This window comes from Komagataeibacter sp. NFXK3 (assembly GCF_054182245.1).
The window spans coordinates 1-17,012 of the sequence record NZ_JAPIVJ010000024.1; the positions used below are offsets into that span (position 1 = coordinate 1).

14 protein-coding genes and 5 pseudogenes are annotated in these 17,012 nt (G+C 55.7%); 11 read left to right on the forward strand and 8 right to left on the reverse strand.

Features of this window, described 5'->3' with window-relative positions; genetic code table 11:
• Positions 1–127 precede the first annotated feature (127 nt).
• Positions 128–610: pseudogene (locus OQZ28_RS15770) on the forward strand (Tn3 family transposase); the annotation flags it as partial.
• Here the strand turns inward: OQZ28_RS15770 and OQZ28_RS15775 are convergent.
• Entirely contained in the window at positions 602–1,414 is an 813-nt protein-coding gene (locus tag OQZ28_RS15775) for an IS3 family transposase (protein ID WP_276202625.1), read from the reverse strand. The pseudogene OQZ28_RS15770 and the gene OQZ28_RS15775 sit on opposite strands and share 9 nt — an antisense overlap.
• Positions 1,415–1,444: 30 nt before the next feature.
• On the opposite strand from OQZ28_RS15775, the gene OQZ28_RS15780 reads away from it, so the two are divergent.
• The 3 genes from OQZ28_RS15780 to OQZ28_RS15790 all read left to right on the forward strand — a co-directional run bounded on the left by OQZ28_RS15780 (position 1,445) and on the right by OQZ28_RS15790 (position 4,849).
• On the forward strand, positions 1,445–2,524 hold the full coding sequence (locus OQZ28_RS15780) for an IS5 family transposase (protein WP_444700011.1): 1,080 nt from the start codon (positions 1,445–1,447) through the stop codon (positions 2,522–2,524).
• A 269-nt stretch (positions 2,525–2,793) separates the two neighbouring features.
• The gene (locus OQZ28_RS15785) at positions 2,794–4,515 is read left to right on the forward strand and encodes a hypothetical protein (RefSeq protein ID WP_232276070.1); all 1,722 of its coding nucleotides are present in this window, start codon (positions 2,794–2,796) and stop codon (positions 4,513–4,515) included.
• 64 nt (positions 4,516–4,579) lie between these two features.
• Entirely contained in the window at positions 4,580–4,849 is a 270-nt protein-coding gene (locus OQZ28_RS15790; protein WP_130732960.1) for a hypothetical protein, read from the forward strand.
• 29 nt (positions 4,850–4,878) lie between these two features.
• Here OQZ28_RS15790 and OQZ28_RS15795 read toward each other — a convergent pair whose 3' ends face one another.
• Positions 4,879–5,715 carry an IS5 family transposase gene (locus OQZ28_RS15795; RefSeq protein WP_075632358.1) on the reverse strand — a complete coding sequence of 279 codons (837 nt, stop codon included), beginning with the start codon at positions 5,713–5,715 and terminating at the stop codon, positions 4,879–4,881.
• A 161-nt stretch (positions 5,716–5,876) separates the two neighbouring features.
• Here OQZ28_RS15795 and istA point away from each other — a divergent pair, with 161 nt between their 5' ends.
• Together istA and istB are read left to right on the forward strand one after the other, a co-directional pair.
• Positions 5,877–7,400: an IS21 family transposase gene (gene istA / locus OQZ28_RS15800; protein WP_444700010.1), complete on the forward strand. Its 1,524-nt coding sequence runs from the start codon at positions 5,877–5,879 to the stop codon at positions 7,398–7,400.
• Positions 7,390–8,169, forward strand: a complete 780-nt coding sequence (istB, locus tag OQZ28_RS15805; RefSeq protein ID WP_025437151.1) for an IS21-like element helper ATPase IstB — start codon at positions 7,390–7,392, stop codon at positions 8,167–8,169. The genes istA and istB overlap by 11 nt, the downstream gene beginning before the upstream one ends.
• Positions 8,170–8,255: 86 nt before the next feature.
• Here istB and OQZ28_RS15810 read toward each other — a convergent pair.
• The 3 genes and pseudogenes from OQZ28_RS15810 to OQZ28_RS15820 form a co-directional block, all read right to left on the reverse strand.
• Positions 8,256–9,227, reverse strand: a pseudogene (locus OQZ28_RS15810) (DUF4158 domain-containing protein); the annotation flags it as partial.
• 3 nt (positions 9,228–9,230) lie between these two features.
• The gene (locus tag OQZ28_RS15815) at positions 9,231–9,815 is read right to left on the reverse strand and encodes a recombinase family protein (protein WP_034931163.1); all 585 of its coding nucleotides are present in this window, start codon (positions 9,813–9,815) and stop codon (positions 9,231–9,233) included.
• 155 nt (positions 9,816–9,970) lie between these two features.
• Positions 9,971–10,300 carry an IS66 family transposase gene (locus OQZ28_RS15820; RefSeq protein ID WP_458136624.1) on the reverse strand — a complete coding sequence of 110 codons (330 nt, stop codon included), beginning with the start codon at positions 10,298–10,300 and terminating at the stop codon, positions 9,971–9,973.
• 88 nt (positions 10,301–10,388) lie between these two features.
• Between OQZ28_RS15820 and OQZ28_RS15825 the strand changes: the two genes are divergently transcribed.
• Together OQZ28_RS15825 and OQZ28_RS15830 are read left to right on the forward strand one after the other, a co-directional pair.
• Positions 10,389–10,817: a hypothetical protein gene (locus OQZ28_RS15825; protein WP_129551476.1), complete on the forward strand. Its 429-nt coding sequence runs from the start codon at positions 10,389–10,391 to the stop codon at positions 10,815–10,817.
• Positions 10,814–12,889 carry a recombinase family protein gene (locus tag OQZ28_RS15830; RefSeq protein ID WP_039732313.1) on the forward strand — a complete coding sequence of 692 codons (2,076 nt, stop codon included), beginning with the start codon at positions 10,814–10,816 and terminating at the stop codon, positions 12,887–12,889. Before OQZ28_RS15825 ends, OQZ28_RS15830 begins: the two co-directional genes overlap by 4 nt.
• Before the next feature lie 14 nt (positions 12,890–12,903).
• On the opposite strand, the pseudogene tnpB reads toward OQZ28_RS15830, so the two are convergent.
• Both tnpB and tnpA read right to left on the reverse strand, forming a co-directional pair.
• A pseudogene (tnpB, locus tag OQZ28_RS15835) lies at positions 12,904–13,191 on the reverse strand (IS66 family insertion sequence element accessory protein TnpB); the annotation flags it as partial.
• On the reverse strand, positions 13,188–13,676 hold the full coding sequence (gene tnpA, locus OQZ28_RS15840) for an IS66-like element accessory protein TnpA (RefSeq protein ID WP_458136625.1): 489 nt from the start codon (positions 13,674–13,676) through the stop codon (positions 13,188–13,190). The pseudogene tnpB and the gene tnpA, both read right to left, overlap by 4 nt.
• A gap of 55 nt (positions 13,677–13,731) precedes the next feature.
• Between tnpA and OQZ28_RS15845 the strand changes: the two are divergent.
• The 3 genes and pseudogenes from OQZ28_RS15845 to OQZ28_RS15855 form a co-directional block, all read left to right on the forward strand.
• Positions 13,732–14,139, forward strand: a pseudogene (locus OQZ28_RS15845) (transposase); the annotation flags it as partial.
• A gap of 119 nt (positions 14,140–14,258) precedes the next feature.
• Positions 14,259–14,438 (forward strand): annotated as a pseudogene (locus tag OQZ28_RS15850) (dihydrolipoyl dehydrogenase); the annotation flags it as partial.
• A 171-nt stretch (positions 14,439–14,609) separates the two neighbouring features.
• Positions 14,610–15,320, forward strand: a complete 711-nt coding sequence (locus OQZ28_RS15855; RefSeq protein ID WP_458136626.1) for an HAD family hydrolase — start codon at positions 14,610–14,612, stop codon at positions 15,318–15,320.
• Positions 15,321–15,341: 21 nt separating this feature from the next.
• Here the strand turns inward: OQZ28_RS15855 and OQZ28_RS15860 are convergent.
• Positions 15,342–17,012: mannitol dehydrogenase family protein (locus OQZ28_RS15860; RefSeq protein ID WP_458136627.1), on the reverse strand; the 1,671-nt coding region annotated here is incomplete at its 5' end.

Below are 17,012 nucleotides of genomic sequence, written 5' to 3' on the forward strand. Positions count from 1 at the left end.
CTCTCCAGATCCATACCTGCCCCGGCCTGTCTCCTTACGCCTACGGCTTCAGGAGACAGGCCGGGCCTTCAACAGGGGGTTAATATTGCATGCCGATCAGGGGTTATTTTTGAGTGCCGATTGACAGCCCGACATCCTGCGCGTCACGGCAACGATCGCAGCGGGCATCGTCGCCCCCAGCCAGATTCTTCGCAAGCTCGCTTCCTACCCGCGCCAGAATGAGCTGGCCCTCGCATTGCGGGAGATCGGTCGCATCGAGCGCACCCTGTTCATGATCGACTGGATTCTCGACGCCGGTCTCCAGCGCCAGGCTCAGATCGGTCTCAACAAGGGCGAGGCCCATCATGCCCTCAAGCGCGCCATCAGCTTCCATCGTCGAGGTGAGATACGCGACCGCTCAGGCGAAGGGCAGCACTATCGTATTGCCGGCATGAACCTGCTCGCCGCCATCATCATCTTCTGGAACACCATGAAACTCGGGGAGGTCGTGGACAGACGCGCCGTGGACGGCATCATCATCCCGCCTGATCTCCTCGCCCATGTCTCACCGCTGGGATGGGAACACATCAACCTCACCGGCGAATATCGCTGGCCTAAATCCTTAGCGTAGGATTTCGCCCCCTCCCGCAAACGACCCCTTGCTGTTGGCCATCTGGTCCGGGGTTAACGCCGGACCAGATGGCGTCGGCGCGCCATGATACGCCTCATCAGGCGTTCGTCCAGCCAGGGCCGTATGGGGACGTTGCCCGTTATAATGGGTGATCCATTTCGTGAGCCCCACTCGAAGTTCTGATCCGGTCTCAAATGCGTGCAGGTAGACACATTCGTATTTCAACGACCGCCACAGACGCTCGATGAACACGTTGTCCAGCCAGCGCCCACGCCCGTCCATGCTAATGCGGATCTGACGTTCTTCCAGGATACCGGTAAAACGGGGCGTCGTGAATTGTGAGCCCTGGTCCGTGTTGAAAATCTCCGGGGTGCCGTAACGCATCAGCGCATCCCGAAGTGCCTCAATACAGAACTCCGCGTCCATCGTGTTCGACAGACGCCAGGACAGCACCTTGCGCGTGAACCAGTCCATGATCGCCACGAGATAGAGAAATCCCCGTTTCATGGGAATATATGTGATATCGGAACACCAGACCTGGTTAGGTCGATCAATGACCAGATCCCGCAGCAGATATGGATATTTCCGATGCTCCGGATGGGGCACACTCGTGCGTGGCTTCTGGTAGATCGCCCGCAGGCCCATGATCGCCATGAGCCGGCGGACGCGTTTGCGCCCCACTTCATGTCCCAGGCGGCGCAGATGCCATGTCATCTGCCGCGAGCCATAATACGGCCTTTCCAGGAACTGGGCGTGGAGGGTTCGAAAAACCCGCTGGTTTTGAAACCAGCTCTGTGATTCCATTCGTCCGGTTCTGACTGAGGGAATGGCGGTATGAAGCAGACGGGATTTTTTGACGTTGAAGAGCGGCTTGCCCGCTTGAGCGGGCTTGGTGATCAGCTCGAAGCATTTTCCCGGACTGTGGATTTTGAAGTCTTCCGCCCTGACCTGGAGAAGGCTCTGGCGTATTCTGACGGCAGCAAAGGCGGACGACCGCCATTTGATCCTGTGCTGATGTTCAAAATTCTGGTGATCCAGACGCTCAACAATTTGTCTGATGAGCGGACGGAATATCTGATCAACGATCGCCTCTCCTTTATGCGTTTCCTTGGTCTGGGACTTTCAGATCGGGTGCCGGATGCCAAAACGGTCTGGCTGTATCAAAAGCGTCTGACCCAGGCGGGTGCGATCGATTGGCTGTTCAACCGCTTTGATGCCACCCTGCGCAACGCCGGGTATTTGCCGATGTCAGGCCAGATCCTGGATGCCACGCTGGTAGCGGCTCCGAAGCAGCGGAACACCAATGCAGAGAAAGCCGATCTTCGGGAAGGACGTATTCCTGAAGACTGGCAGGACAAACCCGCAAAGCTGTCGCACAAGGATCGTCATGCGCGATGGACACTGAAGTTCACGAAGGCGAAGCGGCAGGATGATGGAACCATGCCATCCAGCGATCTCGCTATCCCGTTCTTTGGCTATAAATCGCATGTTTCCATCGATCGAAAATACCGGTTCATCCGGAAATGGAAAACAACGCATGCCGCCGCCAGTGATGGCGCGCGATTGAGAGAGGGGCTGCTGGATAAAACCAATACAGCCTCAAGTGTCTGGGCTGACACGGCCTACCGCTCAAAAGCCAATGAAGACTTCATGGAAAAGCAGGGCTTTGTCTCCAAGGTTCATCGCAAAAAGCCGCATCTCAAGCCTATGCCCCGGCATATCCAGAAATCGAATGCAGGAAAATCCATTATCCGGTCGCGTGTCGAGCATGTCTTTGCCGATCAGAAGTCACAGACGGGGCGGTTTGTCCGGACTGTCGGTATCAGCCGAGCCACCATGAGGATCGGGCTCGCCAATATCGTCTACAATATGCGCCGCTTCCTCTTCCTCGAAAGATTGAACGCGAGCGCATAGCCATCCAGCGGAGGACAACTCCCAATCTGCTCAAAACGCAGACCGGAGGCCATCGCAAAAACCGTCAATCAAATCGCCAAAACCCAGAAATTACCGGCCAAGCACATCAATCAGGGGTTCTTCGAACCCTCCAGTTTATGAACTTCCACTGATATTTTCATAAATTCATATAAGATTCATATAAGATTCATAATAAGTTCTTTAGGCGATTATCACAGCATGTATTAAATATTATCTATAAATAATATTGTTAGGATATTCCTGTGTCTATGTATGCAAAAAATATGCTATTGATGTCAGGCGCTTTTTCTTGTGTGTATTCATTTTGTTTACATAGCGCTCATTCACAAACAGCGTCAAGGCAAATAAGCATAATGGAAAAACAAATCAATTATTTACAGAAACAAATTCAATATATGAAAATTCAGCAGGTTAAACAAGATAATGAAGTTCGTTTAGTTAAAGAAACTGCTTTGAATCGTGAGAAAATATCGACAGATCCTGCCTATAATAGGCCAATTATAATTGGCAATCCTAATGCAGATAATTATGCAATAAATCGTCCATGGATTACAATTGGAGGAACAGACCCTCGGAGTGAACCCACAACCTATGGTCAAATAACAGGAATGCCAGTTTCTCCTTCTGGGAATACCACAAATGGACTGTTCCACAAAGGTCAATTTAATGTAGGCCGCATATCTATTATTTTGGGTGGATATGTAGAAATGGCAGGTATATTTAGATCGAGAAATGAAACCGCTGATATTAGTTCAAATTTCTCTTCTATACCATGGATGAACTCGCCAAATGCGCATATGAATGAATTCCATGAAACAGAAAGGCAAAGTAGGTTCTCAGCACTAGTTGGTGCAGATATCACCGATAAGTGGCATGTATCTGGTTATACAGAAGTCGATTTTCAAGGGGCTGGATCTGCATCAAACTCACGACAAAGCAATAGCTATGTTTTAAGATCACGAGTAATGTATGGCGAATTTGAAAATAAAATAGATGATTTTTATATTATGGGAGGACAGTCATGGTCCTTAGCCACTCTTTTTAAGAAGGGTATGGATACAAGAAGTGAGCAAATACCACTTGTTATTGATGCTCAATATGTTCCTGGTTTTACATGGACACGAAATACAGGAATTCGTATTGTAAAAGGATTCCATAATCATGAATATCATATTGGTCTATCCCTAGAAAACCCGCAATCGGTATGGGGAGGAACAATATACACTCCAAGTGAAGAAAAAATAACATACAACAATTCTGGTGGACAAGTTGAAAATGTTTCCACAACTTATTCAGATGATGTCGCGCCCGACATTATTTTAAAAGGATCAGCAGATCCCAAATTTGGTCATTTTGAAGCTTTCGGAATTGGTAGATTCATACATGATCGGGTCAGTTACATTGGAACAGGAAAAAGTCATACCAAATTCGCTGGTGGTGGTGGCGGCGGAATGGTTATTCCTGTTGTGAAAAAGTATTTCGACTTTCAAGCATCTGGGTTGGCTGGTTACGGAATAGGTCGTTATGGAACAACAAATTTACCTGATGCCACAACTAATATTCATGGATCTCCAGCCCTACTCCCTGAAGCTCAAGTATTAATAGGGTTGATCGGACACCCATATAAATCAGTTGATATATATGCATACGGTGGTATGGAAAATATACTTTCTCGCAGTTCTTACAATGTTAATGGAACTCCATATGGCTATGGTAATATAGGGTACAATGTCTCAGGATGCCAAATTGAAAATGCTCCAAGCGCTATGGCCTGTAATGCCAACATTCGTCGAGTTTCTCAAGGAACAATAGGTTTTTGGTGGCGTTACTTTCAGGGAGATTATGGCACATTATCATTTGGCGCACAATTCTCTCACACCGATGTTGCTGGATTCTCAGGATATGGAGGAACGCCGCATACAGACGATAATATGGCTTTCTTATCCCTTCGATATCTGCCATTTCAATAATTTTTTAATTTACAAAAAATATAATTTATTACATTTATAAAAATTAAATTCATATTAGGGCGCTATGAAAATAAGAGTAAAAATAGATATTTCTTATATTGGTGAGCAAGTGGCCCACCAATGTTTTCTTGAAAACAGAAATATCGATGATTTAGATTTATATTTAGCTGGTGCGGCTTACGCCATATGTTTTTCTTTATTCACAGAAAAACCATGGATGAAAGAAAAATTCGCTGAAATAGGTAGCGAAATAGCAAAATCTGGAACTAGAAAATTTTCAGAATTAATGGAAATGGAAATATTGAAAAAATCCTATCCAGAAGGGAATGCATAATATTTTTTAGAGCCTGATTCGAAAGTTCTTTAACCCTGACAATGCTTTGCAGTCCGTCGTGTGAGCATTCGGATCGAGGCAATCAATGTCCATGCGGTTGAGGAAGCAATGGACTTTTCCCAATCTTTGGCGAGCCGCCTGCACCGTCCCAGCCAGGCGAATGTCCGTTCAACCACCCAGCGGCGCGGCAGGATCTGAAAGCCCTTCGCCGTATCGGGCCGCCTGATGATTTCGATCGTCCATTTTCCCATGGAGGCGAGCGCGGATCGCAATTTGTCGCCAGCATAGCCGCCATCAGCGAAGATGTGGCGCAGCCAAGGAAAGCGCCTGCGTATTGCCGCCAGGACATCAACCGCCCCATCACGGTCCTGGATGTCGGCGGCATGAACGAGGAGAAAGATCAGGAAGCCGCAGGTATCAGTCACGATATGGCGCTTGCGGCCCTTGACCTTCTTGCCCGCGTCATAGCCCGAAAGCCCGCCGCTTTCCGTAGTTTTCACCGACTGGCTGTCAATCACGCCCGCGCTCGGGGAGGCTTCACGCCCCTCGATCTCGCGCAGGCTCATGACCAGCACCGTATTCATGACCTCGAACAGCCCGGTATCACGCCAGGCGTAAAAATAGCGCCTGACGGTCGAGACCGGCGGAAAGCATTTCGGCAGCAGGCGCCACGCGCACCCGGCCGAGGCTATGTAGAGCATCGCATTGACCACCTCGCGCATATCCGTCGTGCGGGGGCGGCCACCCCGTTTCGCCGGGGGTATAAATGGCATGATCAAAGCCCACTCCCCGTCCGTCGTATCCGATGGATATCGCAGTCCTTCCCGGCTATGTTCACGTCGGGCAATACCAGTCCATGTCACCATTCACTCCATCTCTTCGTAAAGACGGATGAATCACAACAGGCTGGTATTGTGTTGATTTTCACTGAGAACTGACCCGGGTAGGGCGGAAATTTTCATCGAGATTTGACCCATGCCTTCACACTCCCCGGCAGCATCTGCTGGGGGTTTGAGGAGTGATTGACATGGAGCTTCTGAGTGTGATCCGTCGGTGGCACTGCCGGGATCATCTTCCGATCCGCGAGATCGAACGCCGGACGGGACTGTCACGCAATACGATCCGGAAATATCTCCGGGCACAGAGTATTGAACCGCGGTTCCAGGTACCCGAACGTCCCAGCCGACTGGACCCGTTTGCTGACAGGCTGAGGGGATGGCTGGTCCTGGAAGCCGCTCGCCCCCGCAAGAACCGGCGCACGGCGCGACGACTGCATGAAGACCTTGTGGCGCTGGGTTATGATGGGTCCTACGGACGGGTGGCCGCTTTCATCCGGCAGTGGAAACACGAACAGCGCCAGGCACGCCAGACAACGGGTCGGGGTGTTTTCGTGCCCCTGTGCTTCCAGCCCGGGGAAGCCTTCCAGTTCGACTGGGGCGAGGACTGGGCGGTGATTGCCGGGCATCGCGTCAAGCTGCAGGTTGCCCACACCAAACTGTCCTTCAGCCGGGCCTTCATACTCAGGGCCTATCCCCTGCAGACCCACGAGATGCTTTTCGATGCGCTTACCGAGGCCTTCCGCGTGCTCGGTGGCGTGCCGCGGCGGGGTATTTTTGACAACATGAAGACCGCCGTGGACCGGATTGGGTCAGGCAAGGCACGTCAGGTCAATCTGCGCTTCATGGCCCTGGCCAGCCATTATCTGTTCGAGGCGACCTTCTGCAATCCGGCAGCCGGATGGGAGAAAGGGCAGATCGAGAAGACCGTGCAGGATGCCCGGCGCCAGATCTGGCAGGATCTGCCTGCCTTTCCTGATCTGGGGGCGCTGAACGCCTGGCTGGAAACCCGCTGCCTGGACTGTTGGGAACGGCTGCAGCATGCTGAATTGCCGCACAGCGTCTCCGAGGTCCATGCCAGCGAACGTCCCTACCTCATGATCCCGGGACGTCCCTTTGACGGGTTTGTCGAACAGACCAAGCGCGTCTCACCAACCTGCCTGATCCAGTTCGAAGGCAACCGCTACAGCGTGCCGGCCTCCTTTGCCAATCGTCCGGTCAGCCTGCGGGTTTATCCCGACAAGCTGCGCATTATCGCCGAAGGGCAGGTTCTGTGCGTGCATGACCGGATCATCACGCGTTCGCATGGTGTGCCAGGCCGCACGGTGTATGACTGGCGGCATTATCTGGCGGTGATCCAGCGCAAACCGGGCGCCCTGCGCAATGGCGCGCCGTTTACCGAATTGCCAGCCGCCTTCCGGACCCTGCAGGACCAACTGCTCAGGCGGCCTGGAGGCGACCGGGAAATGGCTGAAATACTGGCTCTTGTGCTGCAGCATGATGAGCAGGCTGTCCTCTGCGCGGTTGAACTGGCACTTGAAGACGGCGTGGCGACCAAGACCCATGTTCTCAATACGCTTCATCGCCTGATCGATGCCAGGAGAACCGTGGTTCCCCGGCTTGATGCCCCACAGGCCCTGGTGCTCGAACACGAACCGTGCGCCGATACAGGGCGGTATGACATCCTGCGAAGAGACAGCCGCCATGCGTCATGATCCTGCTGCTGCTTCACTTGTCGTCATGCTCCGTGGATTGCGGATGTATGGCATGTCCCAGGCCACGGCCGACCTCATCGAGCAGGGTGCACCTGCCTTCGAGGCGGCCATCCCCATCCTCTCACAACTCCTGAAGGCGGAACTGGCCGAACGCGAAGTGCGCTCCATCGCCTACCAGACAAAGACCGCCCGGTTCCCCGCCTATAAAGATCTGTCCGGGTTCTCCTTTGCCGATACGCAGGTCAACGAGCCCATGATCCGCCAGCTCCATAGCGGGGACTTCATCGAGCGTGCTGAAAATGTCGTGCTGATCGGCGGTCCGGGAACCGGGAAAACCCACCTGGCGACCGCGCTGGCCATCCAGGCGATCACCCATCACCGCAAGAAGGCGCGCTTCTGGTCAACGGTCGACCTGGTCAATGCGCTCGAACAGGAAAAGACCGCCAACCGGGCCGGGCAGATTGCCGACAGGCTGCTCCGCCTGGATCTCGTGATCCTTGATGAACTTGGTTATCTCCCCTTCAGTGCGTCTGGGGGCGCCCTACTGTTCCATCTGCTCAGCCGCCTCTACGAGCGCACCAGTGTCATCATCACAACCAATCTGAGCTTCAGTGAATGGGGAGACGTCTTTGGTGACCCGAAGATGACAACGGCGCTCCTCGATCGGCTGACCCATCACTGTCATATCCTCGAGACAGGAAATGACAGCTACAGGTTCCGCGCCAGCACCGCCGCGTCAAAAAACAGAAAGGACAGATCCTCTTCTTGACCGCCCGCCCGACTACGCCTGAAATAGCATCTGGCTGGGTCAATTCCTGATGAAAAACCCGGGTCAGTTCTCAGTGAAAATCAACAGTTGATGGTCCGACGATCGCGTTTCAATGCGGCTTCCTCGCGCCGTTCCGCCCGGCGGAACAACTGACCGAACAGCCGCTCGAACATGAGCACCGCGTCGTCTGTCAGCGTCATCTGCGTCTCGATGGCTGTGGCGACCAGCACCGCGCGCCGCCGTGCCGGGTTCAACGAGGTGAGATGTTGCGCCGTGAGGCGCGCGCCTTCCTGGCACAATCGGCGAAGCCGCTCCGGGTGAATGGTGTCCACGAGGCCGGAATCCAAATCAATCGCACGCAGGAGCGACAACCGGTCGAGGATTGCGGCGAAGGCACGCCTCCCGGGCTGGCCAGGAGGCTGACGTACCCAGGTAAGGCTGCTGATATGGCTGCCGCTATGCGGCTGGAGGAGGCCATCGAGCCGATCGCGCTGGCCGGCGGTGAGATGCCGCGTCAGCAGCTCGCAGACATACCGCTCGGCATCGAGCAGCGCCTTGCCCACCATGCGCTCGATCAGGGTGATACCAGGCACGACGATGCGTCGCCGGCGAAATTCGCCCAGCAGCATCCGTGCGAGAACAATTCCGCTGCTGGACGTCAGGGCGGCATGCAGAAGCCAGGCCTGAAGCTCGATCTGGAGTGGCCGGCAGAATTGCTGGAATCCGAATGTTCCACGCAGCGTATCGAGCTGTTCGTAGCGGGTCGGCCCACGCACGGCATAGTCGGCGAGCGCGTCCGGCTCGATCCCGAGTTGATCCCCTATGAAGGCGAGCGGGATCTGAGGGATCAGCTCCCCCGGCCGGAGCAGCCGTCCCGGGTAGCGCAGCGCGCAAAGCTGGATAGCAAAGCCCAACCGATTGTGCGCCCTTCTCCGACTGACAATGACACGCAGGTCATCGGGAGTGAGCGTCCAGTAGCGCACCAGGTCGGCCTCGTTTTCGGGCAGGGCAAGCAGCGCCAGGCGCTGCGCCTCGGTCAGAACGGAACGGCGCGGCATCTGTCAGGTTCTGCCGGGAGGCGTCCAGCCAATTCGCGCCAGCGTGTCGATCAGCGTCGAGCGCGGGACACCGAAGTTGCGGCATATGGCCGCCTTGCTGGCGCCTCCTTCGAGGGCGACGGTAATCGCCGCAATCTTCTCCGCGTCGAGCGCGGGTGGCCTGCCGCCGCGCCGGCCCCGGCGCCTGGCGGCTACCAGCCCCGCCATAACCCGTTCGCGCGTCAAGGCGCGTTCGTATTGGGCGAGTGCGCCGAACATCGAGAACAGCAACTCGCCTTGCGCGGTTGCCGTATCCATATGTTCGGTCAAGGATCGGAAAGCGATGCCACGCTCCCGAAAATCTCCGATAATATCGAGAAGATGCGATAGAGAACGGCCCAGACGGTCCAGTTTCCAGACCACCAGCGTATCCCCTTCCTTGAGCCAGGCGAGGCACGTCTTGAGGCCTGGGCGATCGTCGCGGGCACCAGAGGCCTTGTCGGAATAGATGTGGCGTACATCGACGCCAGCCGCGATCAGCGCATCGCGCTGGAGATCCACTGACTGACGTTCGTCGGCTGAAGACACTCGCATATAACCGACCAGCATGTACGACAAACCTCAGCAGAAGCGTTTCCGCATAGTAATGCAAAACGACAGGGTTTGTCGTGCAGTTTTTGCTATCTTGGTGGCTATCTTTTCCTGGCAAGAAAAAGAATGACGGAAAACACCTGTTTTCCGTCATATACCCTCAGCATCCGACCTTAGCGTATATCTGTGCCCGTTCTATGTACCGACCCCCGGTTGCTCCGGGGTGCTGTCGTGCGGACAGCGGGATCCGCCGCATTTTCGGGCGCGTCCTCGGCGAGCGTCGTCTCCAGTTCTTCCAGTTCGAGTTCGAATTGGGCCAGCAGGCGGCGCCCCCGCTCCGACGAGGCGCCGAAACGGTCCTGGCGCATCCGCGCGATAAGATGTTTGAGATGGGCAATCTGCGCTTCGGCGCTGGCCGCACGGGCTTCCGCGACCTCGGCACGCGCCTCGGCAGCGGCAAGTGCCGCGCGCAAGGCGATGATGTCGTCCGTGTCTCCCGTCATGAAGGCAGTTGATCACATGGGCGCTCAAAAGGGTACCAGTATATGCTGACCTGGCGCGGTTTTTATTATCCCGCCAGTTCAGGTCTCCATGTTTTCTGCGGATTGCGCCAGTCCACACCCTCCAGCGAAGGCATTAAGGAATATACTGCCCATTGAGGGTGACGAATCCCCGGCAGGGGTTGTCAAGGTATGCGATCCGCGCCATCCGCTATTTGGTCGCCGCCTCGTCGTGTTGCGGCGGCTTGCTGCACGTGGGGACAATTTTCCGATCTCGTATGAGGTTTCTTACGACCGCGGTGGTACGCTGATCATTCCCGTTGCAGCCGTCGACTTCGACGTGAACGTATTTAATGGTACAAAACTGTCGGTCGATAGTATAAATGAATTGGTATCGGAAATCGACCGGATCGAGAACGATGCCAATTCAACCCAAAGATCTCTGGATATTGCTTCAGCCGAAGCAGAAACGTCAGATCATCGACGAGATCGCAGGCATTCTGGGGGAGACGTCCCATGAGATCGGAGTTGGTTCTGCCAATACATCTGGGTCGGAAAGCGATCGTCTATGTGCGTCAATCGACGCCCAGTCAGATCATCAGCAACCAGGAAAGTCTGCGTCTTCAATATGCCCTGAAACTCCGGGCCCGCGAACTCGGCTGGAAGGCAGGCGACGTCGAAATCATTGATGCGGATCTGGGGCTCAGTGGTGCCTCCACGCTGCGCCGGGAAGGTTTCCGGGAGTTGGTCGGGCGTGTCGGCCTGGGCGAGGTCGGTCTTATTCTGTCGATCGACGTGACACGTCTCGCGCGAAACTGCTCGGACTGGTATCCGCTGCTCGATATCTGCGGGTTGCAGAAATGTCTCATTGCAGATCGGGATGGTGTCTACGACCCGGCATCGCCAAACGGTCGTTTGCTCCTTGGTCTCAAAGGGACTATCTCGGAACTCGAACTGCACACAATCCGCAGTCGTCTGACTGCCGGCCTTCTTGCAAAGGCGGAACGCGGTGCTCTGGCGTTGACGCTGCCGATTGGCTTTGTCCGTAATCCTGGCGGTGCAGTCGTCAAAGACCCCAACGTTGAGGTTCAGGGAAGATTAGCTTTTCTTTTCAGTACTTTCCTGAAAGTGAAATCAGTCTCGCAGGTTATGAGGCATCTCAATCGTAATGGTCTCGATCTGCCAGCCCGAGATCGGCACGGCGATCTACACTGGACAGCGGCCACGTTGGCAGCAGTGGCACGCATTTTGCGGAACCCGGCCTATGCAGGTGCCTTTGTTTACGGACGAACGCGGCTCAAGGCGCAAAGGCCTGGAAATCTACCGCAGAAAACCCCCCGGCCCATCGATGAATGGCGCATTGTCGTTCGGGACCAGTATCCTGGTTATATCGATTGGCAGACCTATCTGAAAATTCGCCACATCATGAACGATAACAAGGTTGATTACATGCGTACCAATAGCCGCGGGGTGCCGCGTAACGGCGGTCTGCTGTTACATGGGATCGTTCGGTGTGCCCGATGTGGCCACAAAATGTATGTGCGATATCAGAATGGCGGCGAGTATGTCTGTAATCACTTGCGTACGCACCAGGGCCTGCCAACGTGTCAGCATGTACGGGCTCCGGCGATTGATGCTGCGGTTACACAAGCCTTTCTGGAAGCGGTGGCGCCTGCTGAATTCGAGGCGTTCTCTGCCGCATACAAGGCCCGGCGTCAATCCGTCGCGGAAGCCCGCCGAGGCCTTGAGCAGCAACTCGAGCGCAGGCGCTACGAAGCGACGCTGGCTGAACGGCAGTTCAACAAGGTCGATCCGGACAATCGTCTGGTCGCCGCCGAACTGGAGCGACGTTGGGAGACGGCCCTCAATGATGTACGCACAGCAGAAGAGGCTTTGTCCCGATCGGAAGCCGGACAACCCGCTTCTCCGCTCGTGTTGCCGCGCGAGATGGGCGCAAAGGTCGTTCATATCCAGGGCCGGCTCCCAAAGATCTGGCACGACCCAGCCACCGATGATGCGAGACGCAAGGCGTTGCTACGATGCCTGGTCGAACAGGTGGTTCTCAATCGTGGTGAACACGAAACGGGAAGCGTCCGGATCATCTGGCGTGGCGGTCTGGTCACAGAACTGGCCGTACCGATGACGGTCTCTTCCGTGGATCGACTGGAACGTGGCGCTGAAATGCGGGCGAGAATTCTCGTTCTCGCGACATCCGGGCTGAATGACAGTGCCATCGCCGCAACCCTGACAGCAGAAGGCCACCGCTCCCCGGCATGTGTTGAGCGCGTGCTGCCGACGACAGTTGCTGCCATTCGACGAGATGCCGGTATTGTAGCCGCTCATAAACAGACGCGTTGGGCCCATGACACGTGCCTGCTCAGCGCCGTTCAACTGGCGAAGGAGCTCAGTATACCTGTAAACTGGCTTTACGTACAAATTCGTAAGGGACGATTGGTGATTGACCCTGCATCGTCGGGTGCGCATCTGTTCCGGCGGTCACCAGAAGTGTTCACAGCCATACGGAGACTGAGAAATCGCGAGATCGAACATGTCGATCTGAGAATCAATCGTCGTGAAAAGAGGGGGCATTGATATGTGCCATCGAGCAGACAAGTCAATTGTGACGGGGAGAGATGGATCGCTCCGTCCTTTGCCGAAGGCCACAAGAAATGCCCGCGCTCGATCCGCTTCGCATATAAGGAAAGGCCGATCCCATCGTGCCAGATCAGTTTCACCAGGTCGCCGCGTCGGCCCCTGAAGGCATAGACGTCACCCGCGAAAGGGTCACGACCCAGTGCTTCCTGGACCTTCAACGCCAGCCCGGGCATCCCCAGGCGCATATCGGTTACACCGGCCGCCAGCCATATCCTCAGCGTGGAAGGAAGCGGGATCATGATCGTAGTGCGCCCACAATCTCACGCAGACGATCAGCGGACAGCCCTGCGTCGAACTCCAGCCGCACACCGTCCGGAAAGACCAGGCTGACGGCTTGGCCGGACAGCGTTCCCTGTTCTCTCCGACGCTCCGATGGCTGCGGCTCGGGGGCCGGGGCTACCATGACAGGTATGAACGATGTCCCGCCTTTGGCCTGCGCTTTGGCCCGAGCCTCTCGCCGCCAGCGAAACACCAGACTGGGATGGATCCCATACTGTGCAGCCACCTCCCTTATGGGGCGTCGGCTCTCGTAGGACGCGATGACCACTCGCGCGCGAAATTCAGGGGCGTGCCAGCGGCGGCGATCCGAAACGATCTCGATCCGCGAGGCGTCCGCCAGCCTGTCCCGCTCATCGGTCTCTCTACCGCTCCTTTGGAGCCTCTCTGCGGTACTACCTGCGACACTCGCAGGTAGTACCGCGTCCCTATCTCTTAAATCGCTCATGCTTCATAGCTGAACCAGACCAGAAGTATTCAGCAAGGCGTCAGTCGCCGGGAGCTTACGGTTCATCCGCAAATGGAAAACAACGCATGCCGCTGCCAGTGATGGCGCGCGATTGAGAGAGGGGCTTCTGGATAAAACCAATACGGCCTCAAGTGTCTGGGCCGACACGGCCTATCGCTCAAAAGCCAACGAAGACTTCATGGAAAAGCAGGGCTTTGTCTCCAAGGTTCATCGCAAAAAGCCGCATCTCAAGCCTATGCCCCGGCATATCCAGAAATCAAATGCTGGAAAGTCGGTCATCCGCTCGCGTGTCGAGCATGTCTTTGCCGATCAGAAGTCACAGACGGGGCTGTTTGTCCGGACTGTCGGTATCAGTCGAGCCACCATGAGGATCGGGCTCGCCAATATCGTCTACAATATGCGCCGCCTCCTCTTCCTCGAAAGATTGAACGCGAGCGCATAGCCATCCAGCGAGAGACAACTCCCAATCTGCTCAAAACGCAGACTGGACGCCATCGCAAAAACCGTCAATCAAATCGCCAAAACCCAGAAATTACCGGCCAAGCACATCAATCAAGGGTTCTTCGATCCCTCCACATGATCGGCGCGGAAGTGACGGAGATGATTCAGGGCTACGTCATCGCCCGCAGTGGTGAACTGACGGAGGCGGAACTGAAGGAGACCATCTTCCCGCATCCGACAATCTCTGAGTCGATGCATGAAGCCGTACTGGCGGCTTATGACGGGGCGCTGCATTTCTAATTAAAGCAGCTTTCCGATTTCTGACGCCTCTTTCGGGTCATGCGCCTGAAAGAGGCGTTTTTTTTCGCATCCGATTGCGTGATGTTAGTGAATATCTTTTAATCTTCTGGATTTTCATTTCCGGTCCTGCTGTTGTACATTCGCTTCAAGACAAAAAATACAGGAAGCAAAATGACAGAGCAGATCATTCCAGCCCATCTCCGCAGTGCAACTGCCCTCCCTGTCCACGGGGTGGTGTTCGATATGGACGGGTTGCTGCTCGACAGTGAGACGCTGGCCATGGATGCGCTGGTCGATGCCGGGAAAGACCTTGGCTACGACATTCCGATGAGTTTCTGCCGGTCCATGATCGGCGTGCCGGCGGACGGGTGCCGTAAGCTGGTGCATGAAGCGTATGGCGTGGCCTTTCCGATGGAAGACTTCTTTGCCCGTCAGGAAGTGCTGCTCAGGGAGTATGTCGATAATGGTCGACTGGTTCTGAAAACCGGCGTGCTGCCCTTGCTGGATCTGCTGGACGAGTTCCGCATCCCGCGGGCGATCGCCACGTCTTCAAGCCGTTATCGTACGGATCATCATCTGGAACTTGTCGGTCTCGACAAGCGTTTTGACGCGACGGTCACACGGGACGATGTCAGCGCAGGCAAGCCCAATCCCGAGCCTTATCTGAAAGCCGCTGAAAAGATCGGCGTTGAGCCGAAATACTGTCTTGCGCTTGAAGACTCCCATTCCGGTGCGCGGGCGGCCCATGCGGCGGGCATACGGGTCATCGTTGTGCCGGATCTTCTTCAGCCAGCCGATGATATTCACGAAAAGGCGCTGGCGATCGTGGATGATCTCACTGTCGTCAGAGCCTATTTGAAGACTATTCTGAAAGCAGTCTGAGGCCGCTTCCAGAAACTGCGTTCAGGCTGCGAGTTCACGCAGGACGGAGGGCACATCTTCCTCCGTCAGTCGGCGCAGCAGGCCTGCAATCTCCGCCACGATACGGTCATGATCCGGCAGAGGAGGTCCAAAGACCTCTTCCATGGCGAGGAAGGCTTCCGCCTGCGCCTTGTGATCGTCGCGGGCTTCGGCGCAGATGCGTTGCAGGGCCTTCGCCTTGGGATCGGTCAGGGAAAGTTCCAGCGCCTCCTGATCGTTCAGAGCAAACCAGCGTATCCAGCTTGCGATAAGCAGCGAAGCGCCAGAAACGGGGCGGCCTGCGACAAGATTGTCCCGCATGGCGCGCATAACCCGGTCAGCCATCTTGGCCGAACCGTTGCGTCCCACCCGCTCTGCATCATGAACGATGCCCGGATTTTGGAAGCGGGCCATCAGCGCCCGTGTGTAATCGTCCAGTTCCCCGGCGGAGAGCGCAATGCCGGCTGTCTGTTCGTCGCGCATGAAACGGGCGGTGATGCGTCCGAGAGAGGGATCGCTTGCGGCTTCCGCGATTGTGTTGAGACCCGCCAGCGCTCCGGTATAGGCCAGCAGCATGTGGCTGCCGTTCAGCATCTGGAGCTTGGCGGCCTCAAAGACAGCGACATTCTGGACGAATTTCGTTCCGGGGTGGGCTTCCCAGTAGGGGCGGGGGCCATCGAACGGCCTAATGATCCACTGAAACCATGGTTCCGCAGAAACCGGCGCGGCATCGACAAGTCCGCCAAGGGCTTTCTTTGCATCCGCGACGTCATCGACGTGGCTTGAGGGCGCAATCCGGTCGACCATCGTATCGGGGAACTGAACTGTCTCTCCGATCCATGTCGCCAGTTGGTCATCGCCACGTAGAGAAGCGTAATCCATGACGGCCTGTCTGAGCGTTGCGCCGTTATGGCTGACATTGTCGCAGCACAGGATCACGGGAGGAACAGTGCCGCGCTGTCTTGCCAGAGCGAGACCGTTCGCCAGAATGCCTATGGCCGTGCGGGGATGCGGCGCCGAAAGGTCCTGCCGGATTGCCTGCGCTTCCGGGTCGAGCCGTCCGTCAGCGGTCAGGTAATAGCCGCTGGCCGTCACGGTCAGGGAGACGATGCGTATCCGGGGATCGGCGACGCGTTCAGCTAGGTCGACCGCCTCGTCACCGGAAAACACCATCTCATGGATGGAGCCGATGACGGAGGCGACGGTCCTGTCTTCGACGCGGGTGAGCAGGGTGTAGAGATTATCCTGCGGCCGAAGCTGGTTCACTAGGTCGGGGCGTCGCATGGTGGCGCTGACGATGCCCCATTTCAGCCCGTTCGAGCCTTCACGGTTGATGGCCGCCTGTGTGGCGACGGCCTGATGGGCGCGATGAAAATTGCCGCAACCGAGATGAAGGATGCCGGGAGTAAGTTGGGATAGGTCGAATTCAGGGCGATAGACACTATCGGGGAGATGGGGGAGAGCTTTCCGGTTGAGATGCAATGAATCGCTCCTCTTGTTGTTTTTAAAATATAGTTTTGAATTTATAATATTTATAATTCCAATGATAGGGGTCACGACACGAAAGTGTACTTTACGTACGCTTAGAGTGAACCCGACAAGAACATTGAGGCTGTTCTGCTGAGAGCTCGATAGACTGTCGGACGAGAGATGGAAAAGACTTCGGCTAGATCG

What these genes read in the sequence shown, in the direction of transcription:
- OQZ28_RS15790 (WP_130732960.1), top strand. Translation starts at nt 4,580, where the DNA reads ATGAAAATAAGAGTAAAAATAGATATTTCTTATATTGGTGAGCAAGTG.
- OQZ28_RS15825 (WP_129551476.1), top strand. Translation starts at nt 10,389, where the DNA reads ATGTTTTCTGCGGATTGCGCCAGTCCACACCCTCCAGCGAAGGCATTA.
- OQZ28_RS15785 (WP_232276070.1), top strand. Translation starts at nt 2,794, where the DNA reads ATGTATGCAAAAAATATGCTATTGATGTCAGGCGCTTTTTCTTGTGTG.
- istA (WP_444700010.1), top strand. Translation starts at nt 5,877, where the DNA reads ATGGAGCTTCTGAGTGTGATCCGTCGGTGGCACTGCCGGGATCATCTT.
- OQZ28_RS15795 (WP_075632358.1), bottom strand. Translation starts at nt 5,715, where the DNA reads ATGGTGACATGGACTGGTATTGCCCGACGTGAACATAGCCGGGAAGGA.
- istB (WP_025437151.1), top strand. Translation starts at nt 7,390, where the DNA reads ATGCGTCATGATCCTGCTGCTGCTTCACTTGTCGTCATGCTCCGTGGA.
- OQZ28_RS15815 (WP_034931163.1), bottom strand. Translation starts at nt 9,815, where the DNA reads ATGCTGGTCGGTTATATGCGAGTGTCTTCAGCCGACGAACGTCAGTCA.
- OQZ28_RS15855 (WP_458136626.1), top strand. Translation starts at nt 14,610, where the DNA reads ATGACAGAGCAGATCATTCCAGCCCATCTCCGCAGTGCAACTGCCCTC.
- OQZ28_RS15820 (WP_458136624.1), bottom strand. Translation starts at nt 10,300, where the DNA reads ATGACGGGAGACACGGACGACATCATCGCCTTGCGCGCGGCACTTGCC.
- OQZ28_RS15775 (WP_276202625.1), bottom strand. Translation starts at nt 1,414, where the DNA reads ATGGAATCACAGAGCTGGTTTCAAAACCAGCGGGTTTTTCGAACCCTC.
- OQZ28_RS15780 (WP_444700011.1), top strand. Translation starts at nt 1,445, where the DNA reads ATGAAGCAGACGGGATTTTTTGACGTTGAAGAGCGGCTTGCCCGCTTG.
- OQZ28_RS15830 (WP_039732313.1), top strand. Translation starts at nt 10,814, where the DNA reads ATGAGATCGGAGTTGGTTCTGCCAATACATCTGGGTCGGAAAGCGATC.
- tnpA (WP_458136625.1), bottom strand. Translation starts at nt 13,676, where the DNA reads ATGAGCGATTTAAGAGATAGGGACGCGGTACTACCTGCGAGTGTCGCA.